General features: G+C 39.3%; 19 protein-coding genes and 1 tRNA gene. 12 read left to right on the plus strand and 8 right to left on the minus strand.

The features are described from left to right. Positions 1-65 precede the first annotated feature (65 nt). Positions 66-965, minus strand: a complete 900-nt coding sequence (locus tag AAW12_RS21040) for a flavin reductase family protein (RefSeq protein ID WP_046675662.1) — start codon at positions 963-965, stop codon at positions 66-68. Between the two features lie 10 nt (positions 966-975). Next, positions 976-1,950, minus strand: coding sequence for a fumarylacetoacetate hydrolase family protein (locus tag AAW12_RS21045; RefSeq protein ID WP_046675663.1), 975 nt, complete (start codon positions 1,948-1,950; stop codon positions 976-978). Positions 1,951-2,036: 86 nt separating this feature from the next. Between AAW12_RS21045 and AAW12_RS26340 the strand changes: the two genes are divergently transcribed. The 9 genes from AAW12_RS26340 (at position 2,037) to AAW12_RS21085 (ending at position 12,204) form a co-directional block, all read left to right on the plus strand. Further along, positions 2,037-2,186, plus strand: coding sequence for a hypothetical protein (locus AAW12_RS26340; RefSeq protein ID WP_156167724.1), 150 nt, complete (start codon positions 2,037-2,039; stop codon positions 2,184-2,186). Between the two features lie 82 nt (positions 2,187-2,268). After that, entirely contained in the window at positions 2,269-3,426 is a 1,158-nt protein-coding gene (locus AAW12_RS21050; RefSeq protein WP_046675664.1) for a homogentisate 1,2-dioxygenase, read from the plus strand. Positions 3,427-3,457: 31 nt separating this feature from the next. Further along, entirely contained in the window at positions 3,458-4,585 is a 1,128-nt protein-coding gene (hppD, locus tag AAW12_RS21055; RefSeq protein WP_046675665.1) for a 4-hydroxyphenylpyruvate dioxygenase, read from the plus strand. Beyond that, on the plus strand, positions 4,557-5,837 hold the full coding sequence (locus AAW12_RS21060) for a Glu/Leu/Phe/Val dehydrogenase dimerization domain-containing protein (RefSeq protein WP_231585324.1): 1,281 nt from the start codon (positions 4,557-4,559) through the stop codon (positions 5,835-5,837). Before hppD ends, AAW12_RS21060 begins: the two co-directional genes overlap by 29 nt. Positions 5,838-6,663: 826 nt before the next feature. Next, positions 6,664-7,443 (plus strand): N-formylglutamate amidohydrolase, encoded by a 780-nt coding sequence (locus tag AAW12_RS21065; protein ID WP_046675666.1) that lies wholly within the window; start codon positions 6,664-6,666, stop codon positions 7,441-7,443. Then, complete coding sequence (locus tag AAW12_RS21070) at positions 7,433-9,265, plus strand: flavohemoglobin expression-modulating QEGLA motif protein (RefSeq protein WP_053003900.1); 1,833 nt, start codon at positions 7,433-7,435, stop codon at positions 9,263-9,265. The genes AAW12_RS21065 and AAW12_RS21070 overlap by 11 nt, the downstream gene beginning before the upstream one ends. Positions 9,266-9,278: 13 nt before the next feature. Further along, positions 9,279-10,283 (plus strand): glutathione synthetase, encoded by a 1,005-nt coding sequence (locus AAW12_RS21075; RefSeq protein WP_046675667.1) that lies wholly within the window; start codon positions 9,279-9,281, stop codon positions 10,281-10,283. A 129-nt stretch (positions 10,284-10,412) separates the two neighbouring features. Beyond that, positions 10,413-11,396 (plus strand): lipoate--protein ligase, encoded by a 984-nt coding sequence (locus AAW12_RS21080; protein WP_046675668.1) that lies wholly within the window; start codon positions 10,413-10,415, stop codon positions 11,394-11,396. 40 nt (positions 11,397-11,436) lie between these two features. Next, positions 11,437-12,204 (plus strand): methyltransferase domain-containing protein, encoded by a 768-nt coding sequence (locus AAW12_RS21085; protein ID WP_046675669.1) that lies wholly within the window; start codon positions 11,437-11,439, stop codon positions 12,202-12,204. A 1-nt stretch (position 12,205) separates the two neighbouring features. Here the strand turns inward: AAW12_RS21085 and ybaK are convergent, their stop codons facing one another. Both ybaK and AAW12_RS21095 read right to left on the minus strand, forming a co-directional pair. Next, positions 12,206-12,682: a Cys-tRNA(Pro) deacylase gene (gene ybaK, locus AAW12_RS21090; RefSeq protein ID WP_046675670.1), complete on the minus strand. Its 477-nt coding sequence runs from the start codon at positions 12,680-12,682 to the stop codon at positions 12,206-12,208. Next, a complete protein-coding gene (locus tag AAW12_RS21095) occupies positions 12,672-14,348 on the minus strand; it encodes a DNA polymerase/3'-5' exonuclease PolX (RefSeq protein WP_046675671.1) in 1,677 nt (558 codons plus the stop codon). The genes ybaK and AAW12_RS21095 overlap by 11 nt, the downstream gene beginning before the upstream one ends. 260 nt (positions 14,349-14,608) lie before the next feature. Between AAW12_RS21095 and AAW12_RS21100 the strand changes: the two genes are divergently transcribed. Further along, positions 14,609-15,733: a lipid II:glycine glycyltransferase FemX gene (locus AAW12_RS21100; protein WP_046675672.1), complete on the plus strand. Its 1,125-nt coding sequence runs from the start codon at positions 14,609-14,611 to the stop codon at positions 15,731-15,733. A gap of 3 nt (positions 15,734-15,736) precedes the next feature. On the opposite strand, the gene AAW12_RS21105 is transcribed toward AAW12_RS21100, so the two are convergent. Continuing rightward, positions 15,737-16,939 carry a hypothetical protein gene (locus AAW12_RS21105; protein ID WP_231585325.1) on the minus strand — a complete coding sequence of 401 codons (1,203 nt, stop codon included), beginning with the start codon at positions 16,937-16,939 and terminating at the stop codon, positions 15,737-15,739. A gap of 343 nt (positions 16,940-17,282) precedes the next feature. Between AAW12_RS21105 and AAW12_RS21110 the strand changes: the two genes are divergently transcribed. Further along, positions 17,283-17,711 (plus strand): nuclear transport factor 2 family protein, encoded by a 429-nt coding sequence (locus AAW12_RS21110; RefSeq protein ID WP_083663549.1) that lies wholly within the window; start codon positions 17,283-17,285, stop codon positions 17,709-17,711. 63 nt (positions 17,712-17,774) lie between these two features. On the opposite strand, the gene AAW12_RS21115 is transcribed toward AAW12_RS21110, so the two are convergent. From AAW12_RS21115 to AAW12_RS21125, 3 genes are all read right to left on the minus strand, one after another. Then, positions 17,775-17,848 (minus strand) — tRNA-Ala (locus AAW12_RS21115). A gap of 220 nt (positions 17,849-18,068) precedes the next feature. Continuing rightward, positions 18,069-18,797: a BlaB/IND/MUS family subclass B1 metallo-beta-lactamase gene (bla, locus tag AAW12_RS21120; protein WP_046675675.1), complete on the minus strand. Its 729-nt coding sequence runs from the start codon at positions 18,795-18,797 to the stop codon at positions 18,069-18,071. A gap of 97 nt (positions 18,798-18,894) precedes the next feature. Next, the gene (locus tag AAW12_RS21125) at positions 18,895-19,233 is read right to left on the minus strand and encodes a cupin domain-containing protein (RefSeq protein WP_046675676.1); all 339 of its coding nucleotides are present in this window, start codon (positions 19,231-19,233) and stop codon (positions 18,895-18,897) included. 215 nt (positions 19,234-19,448) lie between these two features. On the opposite strand from AAW12_RS21125, the gene AAW12_RS21130 reads away from it, so the two are divergent. Further along, on the plus strand, positions 19,449-21,362 hold the full coding sequence (locus tag AAW12_RS21130) for an AAA domain-containing protein (protein WP_046675677.1): 1,914 nt from the start codon (positions 19,449-19,451) through the stop codon (positions 21,360-21,362). Positions 21,363-21,386: the final 24 nt, after the last annotated feature.

Raw genomic sequence — 21,386 nt, forward strand, 5'->3', positions numbered from 1 at the left:
ATTGAGTTCTAGAAAATAGGACGGTCTAAGAGTTTGAACGTACTATTTTCTGGAACTTAATTATACTATCCCCTTAATAAAATTTGCCAGGCTTCATGAAGTTTGCCCGCATCTAATAGTTGGGCGGCATATTCGTGAACTTTTTGCGTGAATTTTGATGGGCTATCTTCGAAGTTTAGCTTCAGATAGTTGAAGTATTTATCTTCTTGCTGTGGGTCTTTTAATGTTGGTGGTGTTTCAACATTAGCCAGCAAGCCCAGGTGATTTCCAGTTAGTACATTCGAAAATCTAATTTTTTCTGGAAGTTGATCTATGCCAATTCCCAAGCTACGGAGGGGCTTCGGGACAATAAATAAGTTTTCGTCGGTTACACGACAATACCAATCACCACCGAGCCTTGCTACCAAATCCAAATCTTTTTGTTGAATGGTATTGTTCTCGCCCAATAAGTGTTTATGAACATGCATATAGAGGATCTCGGCGATAACGAGATTGCCAGCTCCTGGCTCATTGCTTAATGAGACAACCTCTCTGACCCTGCATTCCAGCTGGACTGGCGATTCGGCTACACGCGGTGGTGCCACCTGAATAGAGGGAATAGGCGTAAAACCCGACTTATCAAATTCATTTATTTCCTTGGCATATTCGGTGCTGGCAAGGGATTGTTGCTGGACCATATCGTAGTTAACGATATTGATGACAACTTCATTAACCTCCTGGATATTATCCAATGTATGTTTGGTACTACCATCACGCATCCTTCGCAATGGAGAGAAAACACAGATGGGCGGCTGATGGGACATCAGGTTGAAATAGCTGAAGGGGCTTAAATTTATGTTTCCCTTGCTATCGATCGTGCTTGCAAAACAAATTGGCCGCGGTGCAACAGCGTATTTAATTAAATTATCTATAATCGCTTTGTCTTTAACAGATTCAAAGGTGATGGTTTCAAAGGAAGAGGTCATATCCGTATATTTATGAGTGGTATAATACAATAGAATTGGAAAGTTGTCCGAGCGCCGTGATTTCGAGTTCAATCTCATCGCCAAGGTTGAGCCACTGGTCTTTATGATTAGGATCCGCTATGCGTGCGGTACCATTGAGCTCAAGAAAGCAACCTGTTCCGACTGTCCCAGAACCGATTATATCACCTGGGTAAAGTTGTACACCATAGGAAACCCGCTCAATAATTTCTGCAAAAGTCCAATGCATGCTCGCAAAATTGCCCGCTGAGACTTGCGTGCCGTTCACTTTACAAGTCATATCGAGCGCATAACAGTCACCAATATGTCCTGCTGCAGGTTGAACTTTATAAGGTTCCAATTCATCCTTTGTCACCAAGTAAGGGCCAATTGCGGTTGCAAAATCTTTGCCCTTGGCAGGACCCAAGCTCAATTTCATTTCGTCCATTTGAAGTTTTCTGGCACTAAAATCATTCATGATCATATAGCCTGCAATATACTCATCCGCCTGAGCAGCGGGAATGTTGATTCCTGGTTTATTGATGGCTATTGCAATTTCTAGTTCGAAATCCAGTTGATTTAAATGCAGGGGCATGCATTGAACGGGCCCAGGTCCTTGTATGGACTGATGGTTGGAGAAATAGAAAACAGGAAATTCATCAAATTCAGGGATCATATCTAATCCGCGGTTTCTTCTCGAAGTTGCGACATGTTGCCGAAATGCGTAAGCATCACGAAAAGATGCTGGCTGTGGCACCGGTGCGATGAGTTGGATGTCATCTAGTAGATGATAGGGCCTGTTCATATCCCCTCGACGTAAAGCACTTTCAAGGATTTTTAGCTGATTCATGGCCTCTTTGCTACCTTTGAGGAAGTCCGACATCGTTGTGGGAAGGTTTTGATCGATGGCTGAGCAACTATAAAAGCGGTCGTCTATAACAATGCCCAATTCTTGTTGACCATTTTTACTGCTAGTGGCAATTCTCATATATGAAGTGTTCTATTTGGTTATTCAATGTTGTTAGCATTCAACACAAATATATTGTATAAGATTTGAAAAAAATATTTCTTCTCTTGAAAACAGAAAAATATTCTTACCTTTATTATAGCATTATAAACTATACAAAAATGATCAATCGTGGTGTACATCGCTTTGCGTTCTCCATGCCCTATGTTGCTTTTAATAAAGCAATCATAGCTGATATCGTTTTTGCACAATACTAATCTTCTCTTTTACTACTTGCCGATCATTCTATTGGCAATTTGGATATTCATTTAATTTTATAACCGTTTAAATCGTAGAATTATGCCATTTTATGTTAAACAAGGGCAAATTCCAATGCAGCGACATACTGTTTTTAGAAAGCCCGATAACACACTTTATGCCGAGGAATTAGTATCCACACATGGTTTTTCCAGCCTTTATTCCTTAGTATACCATTGTCATCCACCCACACTCGTTAAACAAATCAGGGAACCTTATGATGTGTCGCCCCGAATTGCCCGCGACAAACATCTTAAGCATACCAGCCTAAAGGGATTTCAGGTGCAGGCAAAAGATGACTATCTCGAAAGCAGGACCCCTGTGTTGGTTAATCAGGACTTACATATATCCTTAGCAGCTCCCCGTCGGTCGATGGATGACTATTTTTATAAAAATAGCCAGGCAGATGAGATTGTCTTCATCCATCAGGGGATGGGAAAACTAAAGACTGGCTATGGGAGTATCTCCTTTAAGTATGGCGATTATTTGGTAATCCCCCGAGGAACGATTTATCAAATGGAATTTGAACAGGAAGATAATCGGTTGTTTATTGTTGAATCATTCTCTCCTGTACGTACGCCCAAACGTTATCGCAATGAATTTGGTCAATTGATGGAACATGCGCCCTTTTTTGAGCGTGATATTCGGGTACCTCAAAATTTGGAAACATTTGATGAACTGGGTGACTTTGAAGTGAAGATCAAGAAGCAGGGGATGATTTATCCGTATGTTTATGGGAGCCATCCATTTGATTTTGTTGGTTGGGATGGCTATCATTTTCCATGGGCATTTTCAATTCATGATTTCATGCCGATAACAGGCAAATTGCATCAACCGCCACCCGTTCACCAAACCTTTGAAACGGATAATTTTGTATTATGCAGTTTTTGTCCGCGTATGTATGATTACCATCCGCATTCGATTCCTGCACCATATAACCATAGTAATGTAGATTCGGATGAAGTCCTATATTATGTGGATGGCGATTTTATGAGCCGAAAATCCGTGGAAAAGGGACAGATAACGTTACATCCAGGTGGCATACCCCATGGACCTCATCCGGGGACGGTGGAAAAAAGCATTGGGCAAGTTAAAACCGAAGAGTTGGCTGTGATGATCGATCCTTTTCGACCATTGATGTTGACCCAAGAAGCACTCGCTATTGAAGATCCAGATTATTATAAATCTTGGATGAGTTAGGGAAAATAAAAGAATAACCTTTATATAAATTATGGCAAATACATTTGCGGAAAAGATTGCCCAAGCGCAAGATTTTCTACCGATTAATGGAACAGATTATATTGAATTTTATGTTGGCAATGCCAAACAGGCCGCACATTATTACAAAACAGCTTTTGGATTCCAGTCGGATGCCTATGCCGGGCCGGAGACGGGCGTTCGGGACCGGGTATCCTACGTGTTAAGACAGAATAAAATACGTTTAGTGCTTACCACGGCGTTGAAATCAGAACATCCTGTAGCTGAACATGTTAAAAAACATGGTGATGGTGTCAAAATATTGGCTCTTTGGGTCGATGATGCACGAAAATCATTTGCAGAAACAACAAATAGAGGGGCTAAAGTCTATCAGGAGCCACAGCTGCTGCAGGATGAAAATGGAGAAGTTTGGACCGCGGGCATTTATACCTATGGCGAAACGGTCCATATGTTTGTTGAACGCCGCAATTATTCTGGCCCATTTATGCCGGGATATGAAAAATGGGAAAGCGATTATAACCCAACGGAAACTGGGTTACTCTACGTTGATCATTGTGTCGGTAATGTCGGTTGGAATAAGATGAATGAAACTGTAAAATGGTATCAGGATGTGATGGGCTTTGTCAATATTTTATCTTTTGATGACAAGCAAATTAACACCGAATATTCGGCTTTGATGAGTAAAGTAATGAGCAACGGAAATGGCTTTGTGAAGTTTCCGATCAATGAGCCTGCCGAAGGAAAGAAAAAATCGCAGATAGAAGAATACCTTGAGTTTTATGAGGGTGAAGGTGTACAACATGCGGCTCTGGCAACCAAAGATATTGTGGCAACCGTGCGGGAACTTAAAGCAAGGGGAGTGGAATTTTTGGGTGCTCCTCCCGAAGCATACTACGATATGTTGCCCGAGCGAGTTGGAAAAATTGATGAAGAGATACGGATCATCCAAGAACTGGGCATTCTAGTTGATCGTGATGAAGAAGGTTATTTGCTACAAATTTTTACAAAACCGGTAGAGGATAGACCCACTTTATTTTATGAAATCATCCAACGTAAGGGGGCACAAAGTTTTGGCGCAGGAAATTTTAAGGCTCTTTTTGAAGCAATCGAACGTGAACAAGAACGCCGAGGAAACTTATAGCAGTATGGAAGGGATGAAGGAACTATTGGGCGCTTTTGAGCATAAAAGCCCTGAAATTGTTTTCGAATGGAAAGATAGTGAAACTGATGCCAGGGGATGGATTGTTATTAATTCCTTACGTGGAGGTGCGGCCGGCGGAGGTACCCGAATGCGGGCTGGATTGGACAGGCATGAGGTAGAATCTTTGGCAAAAACAATGGAGGTCAAATTTACGGTATCTGGACCTGCAATAGGGGGCGCGAAATCTGGAATTGATTTCGATCCACACGACCCAAGGAAAAATGAAGTGTTGGAACGTTGGTTTAAAGTTGTCACGCCGTTATTGAAAAACTATTATGGAACCGGTGGAGATCTGAATATCGATGAAATTCATGATGTCATTCCGTTAACGGAAGAATATGGACTATGGCACCCTCAAGAGGGAATTTTGAATGGTCACTTTAAGGTGAATGAAAGCAATCGTATTCATCAAATTGGGCAATTGCGTTATGGGGTCTCCAAAGTATTGGAGGATAGTTCCTACAGTCCGGATCTGAAACGTAAGTACAAAGTGGCAGATATGATCACGGGTTATGGGGTGTCAGAGTCAATTCGTCATTATTATCAACTTTTTGGTGAAAATTGCTTTGGGAAGCGAGCGATAATTCAAGGTTGGGGTAATGTTGCTGCCGCAGCGGCATTTTATCTGTCTAAACTTGGTGTAAAAATAGTTGGTATAATTGATCGCGTCGGCGGACTGATCAATCCGGAAGGATTTGGAGAGGAAGATATTACCCGTTTGCTTTTAGAACGCAAAGGTAATGAGCTTTGTTCTCCGGATTTGATTTCTTTTGATCAGATACAGAAAGAAATATGGAGTCTGGAAACGGATATTTTTGTGCCTGCTGCGGCCTCCCGTTTAGTGTCAAAAGATCAGATCCAACAGCTGATAAATCATGGGCTTGAGGTGATCGCGTCAGGTGCCAATGTACCATTTGCAGATCAGGAGATATTTTATGGTCCTGTGATGGAATTCGCAGATCAGCATGTTGCGGTTATACCAGACTTTATTGCCAATTGTGGCATGGCGAGAGTATTTGCTTATTTAATGCAACGTAATATCGAAATCAGTGATGATGCAATTTTTTCGGATGTTTCCAGCGTAATTTTTGAAGCACTAAAGAAAATTAGGTCGGTTTCTTCTGAAAAGACTCATATTTCATCGAGAGCATATGAAATTGCATTAAAACAGTTGGTAGAAACCGGAAATTAACCGTAAGAGGCTAAATTCTAATTTGCTTTTACCGTAACGCTATAAAAAAAACACTTGAAGCGGAGAACTTCAAGTGTTTTTAACTAACCAATTATTAACCTAAATTTATGAATGCTTAAAACAGTGCAATACCTATGCCAAAACTTATTTTCTTAGCATGAACATATTGTCATTTTTTTGTTATTAAAATTTCTGCCTGAAGTTCGATTTTTTTTGAAATTTTGTTGAGAGATCAAAACAGCGTAGACCCAAAGAAAAATCGTTGTACAGTTTTGAAAAACTGATGCTCATCGGTGATTTTTTCTGTTTTGTATTTGTTTTAACGTGTTGATAAACAAAAACTCCTGAAGCGGGGAGCAACAGGAGTCTTCCTAACCAATTATTAACCTAAATTTATGAAAAGTACCTATATAACGTAGTAAGTTCAAAAAATGTTTCAACTGATTGTGGTTTTTTTTACTTTTTAACATTTTTTGACTATTTACTGTTGATTCTCAATAAAATGTACTACTATTTATTTTGTTTTCCTTTTAGGGAAATAAAAAACCTGCTAGCGGGGACTAACAGGTTTTTTATAAACTAACTAAATTATTAACCTAAATTTATGAAACTATTAAACAATATTCAAGAAAGATGCCAATGTGCTGAAACCGTTGGCTGTTTAACGATTTTTAACAGCTCTTTTACGGACAAGAAGGGGAGCCCATAATTCTGCAAGACAATCCATTTAATTTTCAAACCTTTTATTGCTCATAAGCGTTTATCTAAGCAAAAAGGGCAGCGATCAATGCTGTCTGTTTGACGCAAACTGTTTAAAAAAAGGTACATGTCTTTAACATATCGCTATCAATTTGAAAATGAAGATAGCCCATTTTGGGCTTTTGCCATTCATGATGGCCATCAGGTCGATGCGCATTTAATGCCCTACATGAATATTGCAGACGAGGAACGATTACGCGAAGAGGATCCTTATACAGCTATTTTGGCGGAATTACCTTGTAATCGATTTGTATCTGGAACTTCCAGGTTTCAATTGGATCTTAATCGAAAACGAGAAGATGCTATTTATCTTTTGCCTGAGCAATCTTGGGGGATACAGGTATGGCGAACAGATCTACCCAATGAACTAAAAGATCAGCTGTATGCTGCCTATGATAGCATGTATGAGGAAATAAGCCAAGCTATTCAGCGTACGATTGATCGTTATGGCTATTTTATCGTGTATGATATTCATAGTTATAATATGCGTCGCGGGGGACCTCAAACTAGTGTGAATAATGCCGCCGACCCTCAAATCAACATTGGGACACAACATAATCACGAAAAATGGCGAATGCTGACTGATCAGGTACTGGAAGTACTACAGACTGGAAAAGATGGACAAGTTTACGACGTACGTGAGAATGTGAAATTTAAAGGCGGATTCCTTTCTGCGTATTTGAACGATAAGTTTGGCGATAAAGGCTGTGTTTTTTCCATCGAATTTCGGAAAGACTTCATGAACGAATGGACCGGAGAAGTATTTCCGCAAAAGCTTCAGGAGTATAAGCAACTTCTCTTGCACAGCATTGGAACACTGGAAAATTATTTTGCCTATGAAAGATAATGCGAAACAACTTGCTGGCATTTTAAAAATGATCAAAAATAAGGAGGTTTTCCACGTACAGATTCCCCCAAAAAACAAACTGGTCTTTAATCAAGTTGTTCCTTATCTGTTTTTATACAGACAGTTTTTCAGTCAAGATCCTATGCTGGCAGAGTTGGTTAAATCAGAACCAGCTTATTTTAGGGTAAGAGATCCGCAGATGAATGTTTCTGAATGGATCGCTCCAATCCTTAATCAACTTGTCGAAGAGTTTGGTGCTTGTTTGATTATTGAAGCTTGGGCAGCAGATCCGGCACAGGAAGAAGATATCCAAATTCATATTGCGCGGAAAAATGTACAGGCTATCGCTCAGTATCTAGGTAAGCAACTGCTCACAGAAGAATCGATTTCCAATGTGGAAATACTGACAGATTCCAAAACAAATGCAACGCAAAGTTTATCTCCTTCGAGCGTACAGTTGGATAACCTGAACACCAATATATTTTATATGGGGCTGGAGATAAAACCGAAATACCTTTTAGGGATAAATCAGCAAATTTTACCGATTGATCTGCGTCATTTCCGTGAGGCCATATCCAGGAGTCTGTCGAAAACATTCTTTGAATTCATTCGCATACATACCTTATCCAAACCTACGGCATTTAAAATAAGCCAGCCTAAAAAGATGCTTCCTTTAGCTTGGGAGATTGATCAGAAATTAGCACGGGAAAGCCAACGATTTGATTTTTTATTATTGGTTACGCCAACAAATTCGTATGATGCCTGGCAGCAATTCAAGAAAGGAAATTACCGAAAAACTCCTGTTTTTCGCTATAGGCCCATGCCCATTGATCCAGATATTATCAAGAGAAACCTCTATAACTTGCATATCGAAGATTTATTTGATCCTTCCATTGCTTATTTGTTTCGTGATAAACGCAAGGAGCTTGATCAGATGATGACCATGCTGAGTGAGCGGGGAAAAGAAGGATTTTTGTTGGGCAGCATGCAGGTCTTTGGTACTGTCAATGAAAAATTACTGGAAAAGGCACAAGCAATTTTGACAATTACAACAACGGATCGAGAAGTGAGAACGAAAGAAGAGGACATTGTCTATGCCGAGGAATTTGCCAAGCTTGCCCAGGAAGAATTCGATTATCTGAAAAACCAAGATCCAAGTTTTGGTACCACAGTGAGACTTCGGGATGATATTTATGGTGTGATGGTCAATCAAGGCGTGCTCAATATAAGTAAACAGTATAGTTTGCCACGGAATAGAGTAAAAGCACTGATTCAACATGAGGTCGGTACACATATTGTTACGTACTATAACGGCAAGCAACAGCCGTTCAGCCTCTTTAGACTGGGCGTTCCTGGTTATGAAAAACTTCAGGAAGGCCTCGCCGTACTTGCTGAATATTTGGTAGGGGGCCTGACAAATAATAGACTACGTATTCTGGCAGGCCGAGTTATCGCTGTCCATCAGATGCAGCAAGGCGGTTCATTTATTGATACATTTTCCGTCTTGGTAGACAAGTATCAATTTTTGCCCGAAACAGCTTTTCAAATGACGATGCGGGTCTATCGAAGTGGTGGGCTTACCAAAGATGCATTATACTTGAGTGGTTTAATCGAATTGACCAATTATATCAAGAGTGGACGAGATCTATCCCTGTTGACGATGGGTAAAATCCGCGAAGATTATATACCAATCGTAGAAGAACTTATGTTAAAGGGGGTATTGAAAGCCCCGACCTTAATCCCAAGGTATCTAATGGATCCATACAAGGATGCCTTGTTACACCTCAAAAAAAGTAATGGAATATTTCAAATGATTCAGTAATCAGATATTTTATATGAAGATAGCATTCGTGATCAACCAAACCCATAAAGAAACTGCTCGTTTCACGACGACCCTTTTGGCGTTGAAGGCCCATCAGATGGGGCATGAAATTTATTATATTGGCTTGGCCGATTTCTACTATGAGTCAGCCTATATTGCCGCCCATGTACGAAAAGTACTTCCTGATCAGATGCTTACTTCTGCTAATCAACTCATGGAGGTATTGCGCACAACGGAAAAAACTAAAATGATTTTGGAAGATATGGATGTGGTCTGGCTACGATTTGACCCAGTCCTGGATATGGTTAACCGACCTTGGGCTGCAGCTTCGGCTCTACAATTTGCCGCTCTCCTAAAAGAAAAAGGTGTATGGGTTATCAATGATCCAGATAGCCTTAGTCGGGCTAGCAATAAGTTGTATCTTGAGGGATTTGATGAATCTATTCGACCGAAAACAATTGTAACCCGAAACTATACCGATGTCATTGAATTTTTTGAACAACAGAATAAACTTATTATTTTAAAGCCCTTGAAGGGCTCCGGCGGTAAAAACGTGTTTTTAATCAATAAAGATAATCAGCAAAACCTCAAGCAAACGGTAGAGGCTATTGCCCGGGATGGTTATGTGATTGGCCAGGAATATCTTCCGGAAGCTTCCCGCGGTGATATCAGATTCTTTTTATTGAATGGAGAACCTATTTCGATCAATGGTAAATATGCTGCTGTTCATCGTGTACAACAAGGGGACGAGATTCGGAGCAATGTGCATCAAGGTGCAAAGACCCAAGCAGCCATTATTTCACCGGAGTTATTGGCTATGGTCGATAAGATCCGAGATAAATTAGTTCAAGACGGAATGTATTTTGTCGGTTTGGATGTGGTAGGAGATCGTATTATGGAAATCAATGTATTTAGTCCGGGTGCATTATGCCAGGCGGAAGAAATTGTAAAAGAGGATTTTTCGGCGCTTATTATAAAAAAATTAGCGGAGAAGGTTGCTTTCAGGGAACGAGGTTGATAAAAGTTGGCTTGAGAAAATCTGTGTTGTAGAAATCCGATGGAGTAGTGTAATGGCGATTTCTGGTAATTATGAATTTGAAATGAATTACATGGATTAAATTCTTATTATTTTTGAAAAAAGAAAAATATGCTGATTATCGATTCTCCATCTCACAACGCCTATTTTAACATCGCTTCAGAGGAATATTTATTGGGTAAATTTCCGAAAGAGGATATTTTTTTACTCTATGTAAATGACCCTTCAATTATAGTGGGTAAATTTCAGAATACCTTGGCCGAAATCAATCTTGATTATGTAAACGAGCATCAGATTAAGGTCGTGCGACGAATGTCTGGGGGTGGTGCCGTTTATCATGATGCTGGGAACTTAAATTTTTCTTTTCATACCTTATTGGGGAATCATGATTTTATGGATTTTTCGACCTTTACACAGCCAATTGTACATGTTTTGAACAAATTGGATATCCTCGCAAAATTAGAAGGTAGAAATGACCTTCTGGTAGATGGGAAGAAGTTTAGTGGAAATGCCAAGCTTGCAAAAAATGGGAAGATGATCCAACATGGTACGATATTGATAGATTCGCAGATGCAGGTATTAAGCGATGCTTTAAAGGTCAATCCATTGAAGTTTGTAGATAAGGCGGTAAAATCGAATCGCACACGTGTCACCAATTTAATTGAATATTTACCTGCTGGTTTTACGGCCGGAAATTTTAAAGAATTACTGATAGAAGAGATAAAACTTGAGAATCCGGCAGCTAAAATGATTGAGTTTACCGCTTCGGATAGGGAAAATATAAAAAAATTGGTTGAAGAAAAGTATGAAACATGGGACTGGAACTTCGGTTTTTCACCAAATTATAACTTTAAAAAAGCAATTAAGATCCCTGCAGGATTTATCGAGTTACACCTGGATGTGCATAAAGGATATATCGAAAAGGCTAAAATTTTTGGTGATTTTTTTGCATCCCGATCAATTCATGAACTGGAAAATTTATTGATTGGTGAAAAGCATGACCTAGGAGAGATTGATACCTTACTGAAATCAATTGATTTGAAGACGTATTTTGGTAAGGTTGATTCCGCTGAAATTCTTACCTTATTTAAATAGAAAATGTAATAGCCCTCTACGGGTGTTAATTCAGAGATCTATGCCTTGGAACCCAACAGTATATAATCAATTTAAAGATATTCGTTTTAAACCGTTTTACGATTTATCTGAACTAGTTACTGCCGATAAAATTGAACATGCAGTTGATTTGGGTTGCGGTACAGGTGAACAAACAGCTATCTTAAGCGAACAATTTTCTCAAGCGACCTTTCTTGGGGTAGATTCTTCTGCGGAAATGCTGTCTAAAAGTCATCAGTTGGAAACTGAACGTCTAAAATTTAGGCAAAGTTCCGTAGAGAACTTCCTTGCAGAGCCGAAAACCTGGGATCTTATATTCAGTAATGCTGCTTTACAATGGTTGGAAGATCATCAGGTTCTTTTTCCGAAAATTATTTCCAAATTGAATGCTGGCGGGCAATTGGCTATACAGATGCCCTATCAACAAGAAAATATACTCAATAAGATTTTATTCGAGCTTAGTATGGAAGAGCCCTATCGATCCTATTTAAAGGGCTGGAATAGGGCTTCTTCGGTATTGGATATCGATTCTTATGCACAGTTGTTATTTGACAATGGCTTAGATCAATTAAACCTATCACTTCGTGTATATCCACTCATTGCCCCTGATGCTGAAACGCTTTACAATTTTATCGCGGGGTCTGCGTTGATTCCCTATATTGAACACTTGGAGGAAGAGAAGAAACCGCTGTTTGTGGCAGCGTTTAAAACGCGGATCAAAAAACATTTCGTCAAATTTCCAGCGATATACTCTTTCAAGCGTATTTTATTATATGGGCGTAAAAGGTAATTTATACGCCGATTAAATCGGCCCATTGGGCTTGTGTAATTTTGATCAAGTCTGCCGGGTTTAAAATAATTTGAAGCCCCCTTTTCCCCGCGCTCACCGAAATCGCTGTCTCCAATTGTGCGGCCTCTTCCATAAAGGTTGGAAATAGCTTTTTCATACCAATTGGTGAACAACCACCACGAATATAACCGGTCACCGTTAAAAGGTCTTTCATGGGGAGCATTTCACAGTTTTTATTTCCAGAGGCCTTCGCTATTTTTTTTAGATCGAGCTGTGCGTTTCCGGGAATTACGGCGACAATATAAGGATCTTTGTTCCCTTTTAAGACTAAGGTTTTATACAGCGTCTCTGGTGATAGGCCTAGAGTTTGGGCGACATGCTCGGCACTGACGTCCTGTTCGTCAATCTCATATGCTCTGAGTTCGTATTTTATCTTTGCTGTGTCCAACAGCCGAACGGCATTTGTTTTACTCGACATACCCTAGCCTGGCTTTTTTTGTGTTAAAATAGGTCGTTATGGCATCTAGCGAATATGTATTCAAGCAGTTGCTTGCTTGCAGACCGCCCTTTTGAGCCACTAACACACCATATTGCATATCGTGCAAGCCCTCTGTACGATGGGCATCGGGATTAATAGAAAGTAAAACTCCTTTCTCCACGGCGTAACGGTGCCATCTCCAATCAAGATCTAATCGTAGAGGATTTGCATTTATCTCGATGACAACGCCATTTGCTGCACAAGCATCGATGACTCTTTTAAAATCTAAGGGATATCCGGCCCGGCTTAATAACAATCTTCCTGTTGGGTGGCCTAAGATTGTCATATACGGATTTTCGATTGCTTTGATTAGTCGTGTTGTAGCTTTATCTTCGTCCATTTTCAGATTGGAGTGGACAGAGGCAACAACGAAGTCAAACTTAGCCAATACCTCATCTGGATAGTCTAGTGAACCGTCACCTAGAATATCAGATTCAATTCCTCTGAAAATCTTGAACGGGGCTAGTTTTTCGTTTAATGTGGCAATTTCATCCCATTGTTGTTCCAATCGTTCAATGGAGAGACCGTTGGCATAGACTGCTGTTCTCGAGTGATCACATATACCTAAGTATTCAAGACCCAGGACTTCTTTACAATGTACTGCCATTTGCTGAAGGCTATGAACACCATCACTATATGTCGAGTGATTGTGGAGTGTCCCCCTGAGATCTTTGTATTGAATCAGCTTTGGCAACGTATGGTTTTGAGCCTGCACGATTTCATTCAATCCCTCCCGCAATTCGGGTTCAATATAATCTAAACCTAAGTTGCGGTAAATTGCTTCCTCACTGGAAAGTGAAGGGAGATCTGGTAGAATATTAAACAGGAGGTCGAGGTGTGCAGTGGATCCTGTACTAAGAATCAGGTCCCGATAAAAATCATTAATATTACTGCTGAAGACTTTGAACGTAAAGCCCAATTCATCGGTCAGTTCTATGGAGTTTTCTGTTTTTTCCACTAAAGTAAATCCAGCAAGGAATTTCTCTACGTTGTCTATACTTTCGGATATTAAAAGATCTACGGTACTCAAAACTTCGCATTTTCTTCTGAAATCCCCTGTAAATGATAGGAGGGAAGAAGGAAAATGCAATTTCAATTCGTTGAAAAATTTTTCTGCCAGCGGAAGTACTTTCGCATATAAAAACCATCCTTTGTTGGAGATTGAAAACTCAATGGATTTTTTGATGTCTTCCTGCGTTTTAAGGCCAAATCCTTTTGCCTCTACGAGACGATTTTCGTTACAGGCGTAAAGTAATTCGCCTACACTTTCAATCTCGAGTTCTTTCCAAATTATTTGAATCTTTTTGGGGCCCAGGCCTTTAATATTTAACATTTCAACAATACCCAATGGTGTTTGTTCAACAAGCTCCTTAAGCTCTTTAAAAGTTCCCGTGGCTGCGACCTCTTTGGCTTTTTCAGCTGTGCTTTTTCCTATTCCAGGCTGTGCACTCAAGTCTTCGAGACTGGCCTCTTCAATACGGAAAGGTAGCTTGTCCAACTTAAAAGAGGCACTTGCGATGGATTTTGTTCGAAAAGGATTTTCGTTGTGAAGCTCCATCAATTGGCTACATAATTTGAAAATTTTTGAGATCGCTTTATTGTCCATCGTAATCGAATTGTTAAGCTACAAATATCTTAAATTTTAGGTCAAAATAACAATTCAAATATGGATATTATAGCGTTAAATAATGTGAAAATGCTGCTTTGAGCGAGTGTTTTCCGCTATTTATTGAAATTAACAACAAAGTGACAAATGCATGTCCGCTTAACCAAACATTTTGGCTATGTTTGCCGTTTTTGGGTGTTAAAATTGGGGTTACTTCGTGAATTTATTATAAAAAATGACCCTGTTAATAATAGAATAGCATGATAGCAGACATTAATGACAAAGAAATCAGTGGGCTTTATAAAACAGGTATTATTCAACAAACGGCTTATTGGTCTGCAGTAAAAAAAATGCAAGGTATACAATCGAAGGCGTTTAATTTTAAAACCAAACAATCCGATCTCTATATCGGAGTCGAAGACGATACCTATTTTATCGGTGATCTATTAATTATCATACAAGCCATAGATCAGGAACATAGCATAGCTTATGTTCCTTATGGACCTGAGATTGAGCCTTCAGACGAAAATCAGGGTTATTTTTTGGAACAGTTATCGGAGAGTTTACGTTCTTATCTACCACCAAATTGCATAATGATCCGCTATGACCTATCTTGGGAATCACATTGGGCTAAAGAGGACGATTGTTATGATCTTCATGGTAATTGGCTAGGAGTACCGGAGAAACGTATTCAAGAAATGCGCTTTAATTTTAACACAGACAACTGGAATTTTCATAAAGCCAATACAGACATACTCCCTTCAAATACGATTTTTATGGATCTTAGAAAGGGGGAGGATATGTTGCTTGGAAATATGAAATCTAAGACAAGATATAATATTAATTTGGCAGAGCGAAAAGGGGTACGTGTGCGTTCACTTGGACTTGAAAGTTTGGAGATTTGGTATGAGCTTTATAGGCAGACAGCTGTTCGAAATAACTTTTTCTTACATGATATCAGTTATTTTAAGATCGTTCTTTCTGCAAGGGCAAGTGATACATTATCTCCCGCAGATGTCTATCTTTTAGTGGCTGAAGTGGATAACCAGCCTTTGGCCGCTATGTTTTTGGTGATTGCGGCAAATCGGGGAACTTATCTATATGGAGCTTCTGCTTCCGAAAATCGTAATTATATGGCGACGTATGCTTTGCAATGGCGTGCGATGCAGCTTGCGAAAGAAAAAGGTTGTACAGAATATGATTTCTTTGGGGTATCACCACAGGCAGATCCTTCACACCCTTTATATGGGCTTTATCGTTTCAAAACAGGATTTGGAGGTGAAATCTACCACCGTATGGGTTGTTGGGATTATCCCTTGGACAAGAGGAAATATCAGTACTATGCTTCAATGGAGTTTAAAAACCAGCGCTATCATTTGAGTTAGAAATTAGAATACCTCACCCAAGGTGAGTCTAACGCCGCGGTGATTTTTACTGATACCATAGTCTATGCCGATGTTGGTGCCAGAGTTTTTATTAAACTTAATTCGCGCACCTGCACCAGTGCCGACGTTCCAGTCCTCGAACATGGAGTTCTTTGGTCCATTTAATGTCGTAAAATTCATAAAGGCTACGAATCCAAATAAGCCGTTTTGAGTGATATCACGACGATATTCCGTTTCTAAATAGTAAAGTGATTTGCCACGAAAACGGCTAACTGGAAAGCCTCTTCCCGAACTATTGTATGGATCCCACCCTAAATTAGGAAGATCGAGATAGGGTGCTTTACTATTAAATACGGTCCAGAAGAAACTCCTTATGGCAATCATATTTTGTCGGTTTCGGTCTTGGGTGAGCCTATGGTATCGTCTAACTTCAAGAAATAACGATTTCCAATTCTGATCACTTCCTAAAAATGTCGGATTTATACGGACCTGTAAATTGGCATAGTTACCCGACCAAGTATTGATCGAATTGGCCCGTGTATCGTAAATTAAATTGAAGCTGACTCCTGAAGACATGGTATTGTCTTTTAAATCTGTTCCATAAGGGTAGGAGGTGTAGTCTTCAAGCTTGGTAGTGCTCGTAGACTTGATATTCATTCTATAATCCAAATCATAACCAATCCCCATAAAAAGCCCCCCATGAATTCTTTTTAATGCGTGTTGGTATAGACGAAAATAGGTGTAGTCTAAATTAATCTGTTGATCGCCATGATGTTCTTTACCTATTCCCCAAGTTTCGTGCGGGTATTTTAGTAGTCGGATATCTCCATCGATAACCCATGTATTATCTTTTAACCAGATGTAAGACCGGATTGGCAAACCAAATCGTTTGCCAAAATTTGTATAGGGTGTGAATGTCATTTTGGACATATAGGTATCGGAACGATCTCCTAAATAAAATCCTGCTGTGGTACTTGTAATTAAGGCATGCCCTCCTCCAGGAACATTTGTCGAAAACGGTAAAAAGGAAAAATAGATTTTCTTTCCTGTACTATCGACAGTTTGGGGGGGCTTGATATTTAATATTTCTTTACCAATATCAATCAGGTCCCGTTGTTTACTTGTATCGGCGAGATGTTTGGTGGTTTCTATTTCATTGACGGGACGTTGTGCATATACAGGGGCGCCAAGTACAAGTAGAACCATCAAAATAGAACATTTAATATAAAAAAAATATACGCTATCGTAGTGTGTCATTAAAGATTGCAATCTAATAGGAAATAGACAGAATAACAATATTCAAACCAATATTTTATTCATTCTGTCACGTTTTGGCTATAAAGAGAATCGATTGGAAATTTCATTCACCTAGAAAAAAATATCATTTACCGATTTTAATGTAATGTTAATCTAAATGTAATGAAATCAATATATGAGTTGTCTTAACTTTGAATCAGAAAATAAATAAAAAAAAGTGCGCAACAAATTTATAGCGTAAGCGACAATAAAATAAGAAAATATACTAATACATTATAAAATTGAAAAAGATATGAAAACTTTAGTAAAAACATTTGTAGCAGCGGCAATGATTGCAATCTCTACTTGCTCAATGGCTTCAGTTAAACCAGAAGAACGCAATCTAATTACTGCTGATTTGGCCATCGATGAATACGTTGGTGCAATGACCGAAGGTCAAGTAGCTAATTTAGACAAGCTTTTTACCGCTGATTTTGATCAAAAGATTTGTGGTAAACAAGATTTGAAACATAGCCGTCATGAGATGATTGAATTTTTGAAAAAACAAAAAGGAATCAAGATGAACTGCAGAACAACAACACAGATCGTTGAAGAATTACCTGATTATGCCATTGCGAAAGTTACGATGCAATTTGATGGTTTTGCTAAAACAGATCTTATCACACTGGTTAAAGAAAACGGAACCTGGAAAATTTCTAAATCTGTAAACTCTTATAAATAAGAATTTACTGTCAAAATTGGTCGATTAAAAATAAGAAAAGGGTACTTAAGTACCCTTTTTTTGTGGAGCATATCAGATTCGAACTGATCACCTCTTCACTGCCAGCGAAGCGCTCTAGCCAAATGAGCTAATGCCCCTGCGTTATTTGGTGTCGCTAAGATAGTACTTTTTTGGATAAACAAAGCCCCTTTTTTATTTTTCTACTGTTTTTTGTAGGTCTGTTATTTAGTTTCTTTTTTTTTGACGACCTAAATGCAACATAATCAATGGTTTTATCTATTTGGTTCCTTACAGATATTTTTATCCTATTGAAAAACAAGAGAGTTTACCGGTATCCTTGGGGATAAAAGAAATGTATTAGTGTTCTCCTTTAAGCAGAGCTTCGGTTCGCTTTATCTGACCTTTATCTTTCCATGCATCATGTCCAGGAATAACCATATTAATTTCGGGATATTTTGTCAATAACCTCGCTAGGGATGGCTTCCAGGATTTTATATCCCCATCTGCCGTAAATCCTAGATCCTGGGCTTCGGAGCTTTTTATAAAACAACCACCGTCTAGAATCTTATATTGAGGAAACCAGACAACAACATTGTCCATGGAGTGTCCGGCACCAAAAAAGTTCAGAACAAAAGATTGTCCCCCAATTTTATATGTTTTATCGGTTGCAACAAGGTGAGTGGCTTGGGCTTTGTGATTTGCCTTTAGCAGGTCGTTCGTCATTTTCGTTGCGTAGGTTGGAATTCCAATGCGATTGTAATAGGCAAAACCACCTGCACGGTCTTCGTGCCAATGCGTTGCGTAAACGGCAATGACCGGTAAATTATGTTTTTGTTTGATACTGTCCACTAGTGGTTGATATTGTGTAGAATCCCATGGCGTATCAAATAGAATAACGCCTTTTTTTGTTATTAAATAGACCGCATTAGCAGCATATTTGGTGCCTTCAAAATTATTAAAGGTGGTATAGAGGTATAGTTGCGAATTTCTCTTCTCTATTAAAAGAGGTTTTTCTTGTGCTTGTAGAGATGGGGAAAGACCGAGTAAACCAATGCTCAGGCATACAGCAGCAAATGTTGTGCGCATATGAGGAGAAAGAAGTGAGATCATATTTTTGAATGTTATTGCATTAACGTTAGAACAACATGATTATTATTTTTTCAAGACCTTATCAATACATTTTTTAGGTAGACTGAACAAAGTCTTCGCGATAAGGAGTGAACGAATCGATCAATTCACCCTCCTCAAGACATTCACATCCATGAACCAATTGTGAATAGATGATACAAGAGTCTCCTGCAGTTAGGATGCGATCAACACCGTCAATATGGTATCTGAATGTTCCAGCACTAACATAAGAAATCTGCGTGTGGGGGTGTTGATGAAGTGCACCGGTGGCCCCTTTTTTAAAACGAACTTTCATGAGCATGAGTTCATCATTAAAAACGAGTATTTTTCGCATTACACCTTCGCCCAAGTCTGTCCATTGCTGTTCGCTGTCGTGTAAGAATATTTCGCTCATCTAAATGTTGATTTATGAATGTTTCGATTGGAAAACGCTCTGTTTTTCAATTATAGCAAAAAAAAACGAATTTACGGCTAGATCCATTGCTCCCTTAGAAGGATATCGATTTGCTTTACAAAATTTGGCAAAGGATGAGGATGAAATAAAAACCAGATAGTCCAAATAAACGAAAAAACAGTTATTTTGTGCCCGAGCAATATGTATATTCCACTATGAATTATTTCGACAAGCTTATTACTTTATTACATGAAGAGCAGCAATTTGATAAATTACAACATGAAAATTTGTTGTTGAAAAGTAGTTTGAATGAACGAAGAATGCAAGGCGTCACCTGGTTTCCGATTCAGATAACGGATACGGAGCTTGGAAGAGGAGATTATTTGTCTGTTAACTTAAATCGAACAAATCATTATGAGGTCGAGCATAAGTTTCGCTTTGGTATGCCAGTATGCCTGTTCTCAAATCACGATCCAGACCAAGATCGAATAGAGGGCATCATATCTTCGATCAATAGGGATGGAATGCGAATTTCTTTTCGTGTAGATGAACTTCCAGAATGGAGCAGAAGAGGGAAGCTTGGTGTTGATTTGTTATTTGATGAGTATTCCTATCGGGAGATGTTCAATGCATTGGAGAAAGGAAAGGAATTGAGCCGTGATGTAAAGCAAGGTAGTTTAGTAAGAAGATTAATCGGTCAAGAGGTCATTCCGATTGCTTCTATTGGAGATTTCTTTCATCATCATGGCTTAAATACGGGGCAAAATAAAGCAATCCAGCAGATATTGGAAGCAAGTACCGTGGCTCTTTTGCATGGGCCGCCGGGGACAGGGAAAACAACAACATTGGTTCAGGCCGTGAAGGCACTCCTAAAACAATACAACAAGCAAGTATTGGTTGTTGCCCCGAGCAATACGGCCGTTGATCTGCTAACCGAACGTTTAGACGCTGCTGGCATTACAGTAACAAGAATAGGTAATCCTGTTAAGGTTTCGGAACATCTTCAAGAATTGACTCTTGATGCAAAGATTGATCGACATCCCGCAAATAAGGATATTAAAACACTTCAAAAACAAGTGCGGACGTATACAGAGATGGCTCAAAAATATAAGCGTAATTTTGGAAAGGCTGAGCGGGAGCAAAGAAAAGCATTGTTTGATGAGGCCCATCGAATCAGAAAAGATGTCGATAAAATTCAAGATTTTATCAGTGCAGATGTTTTGGATAAATCGCAGGTAATCACTGCAACTTTGGTTGGATCAAATCATGAGGTTATCCGCAATCGTAGCTATGAAACAGTCATTATTGATGAGGCCGCACAAGCATTAGAGCCTGCTTGCTGGATCCCCATATTAAAGGCACATCGGCTTATTTTGGCCGGTGATCATAATCAATTACCGCCAACAGTAAAATCGAGTAAGGTAGCTAACCATGGCCTGAGTCATACATTATTTGAAAAATTGGTAGACCGTAATCCACAATTAGTTTCTTTGCTAGATGTGCAGTATCGCATGAATGAACAAATTATGCATTACCCATCTGTAGCCTTATATAATGGTTCGTTAAGAGCAGATAGTACCGTGGCACAGTGGAGCTTAGCAGTGGATACTGAGCCGGTGTTATTTATTGATACAGCAGGAGCGGGATTTGAAGAAACGGAAAGTGACGGCGCAATCTTCAATCTAGGCGAAGCTCATTTTATTAAAGCTCATCTGAACGACCATATTGGGGCTTGGAAAGCTTCGTTGAGCATTGATGATAGCCTGAGCATCGGGGTGATTGCACCGTATCGGAAACAGGCAACTTTATTGAAGGAGGTATTGGATGAGGAAGACGAGCTACGACCTTTTAATGACTTGATTAAAATACAGACAATAGACAGTTTTCAAGGACAGGAGAAGGATGTTATTTATATCAGTTTGACCAGAAGTAACGCCGAACAGCAGATTGGTTTTTTGTCTGATGTCCGCCGGATGAATGTGGCAATGACTAGGGCTAAGAAGAAATTGGTTGTTATTGGAGATAGTGCTACAATAGGTTCACATCCGTTTTATCGTGAATTTATAGCTTATACAGAAGCTATAGGTCACTATCACAGTGTGTGGGAATGGGATATTTCGGCGATATAAAGCAAGATGCCACTTCATATGAAG

Source organism: Sphingobacterium sp. Ag1, from assembly GCF_000988325.1.
Classification (GTDB): domain Bacteria; phylum Bacteroidota; class Bacteroidia; order Sphingobacteriales; family Sphingobacteriaceae; genus Sphingobacterium.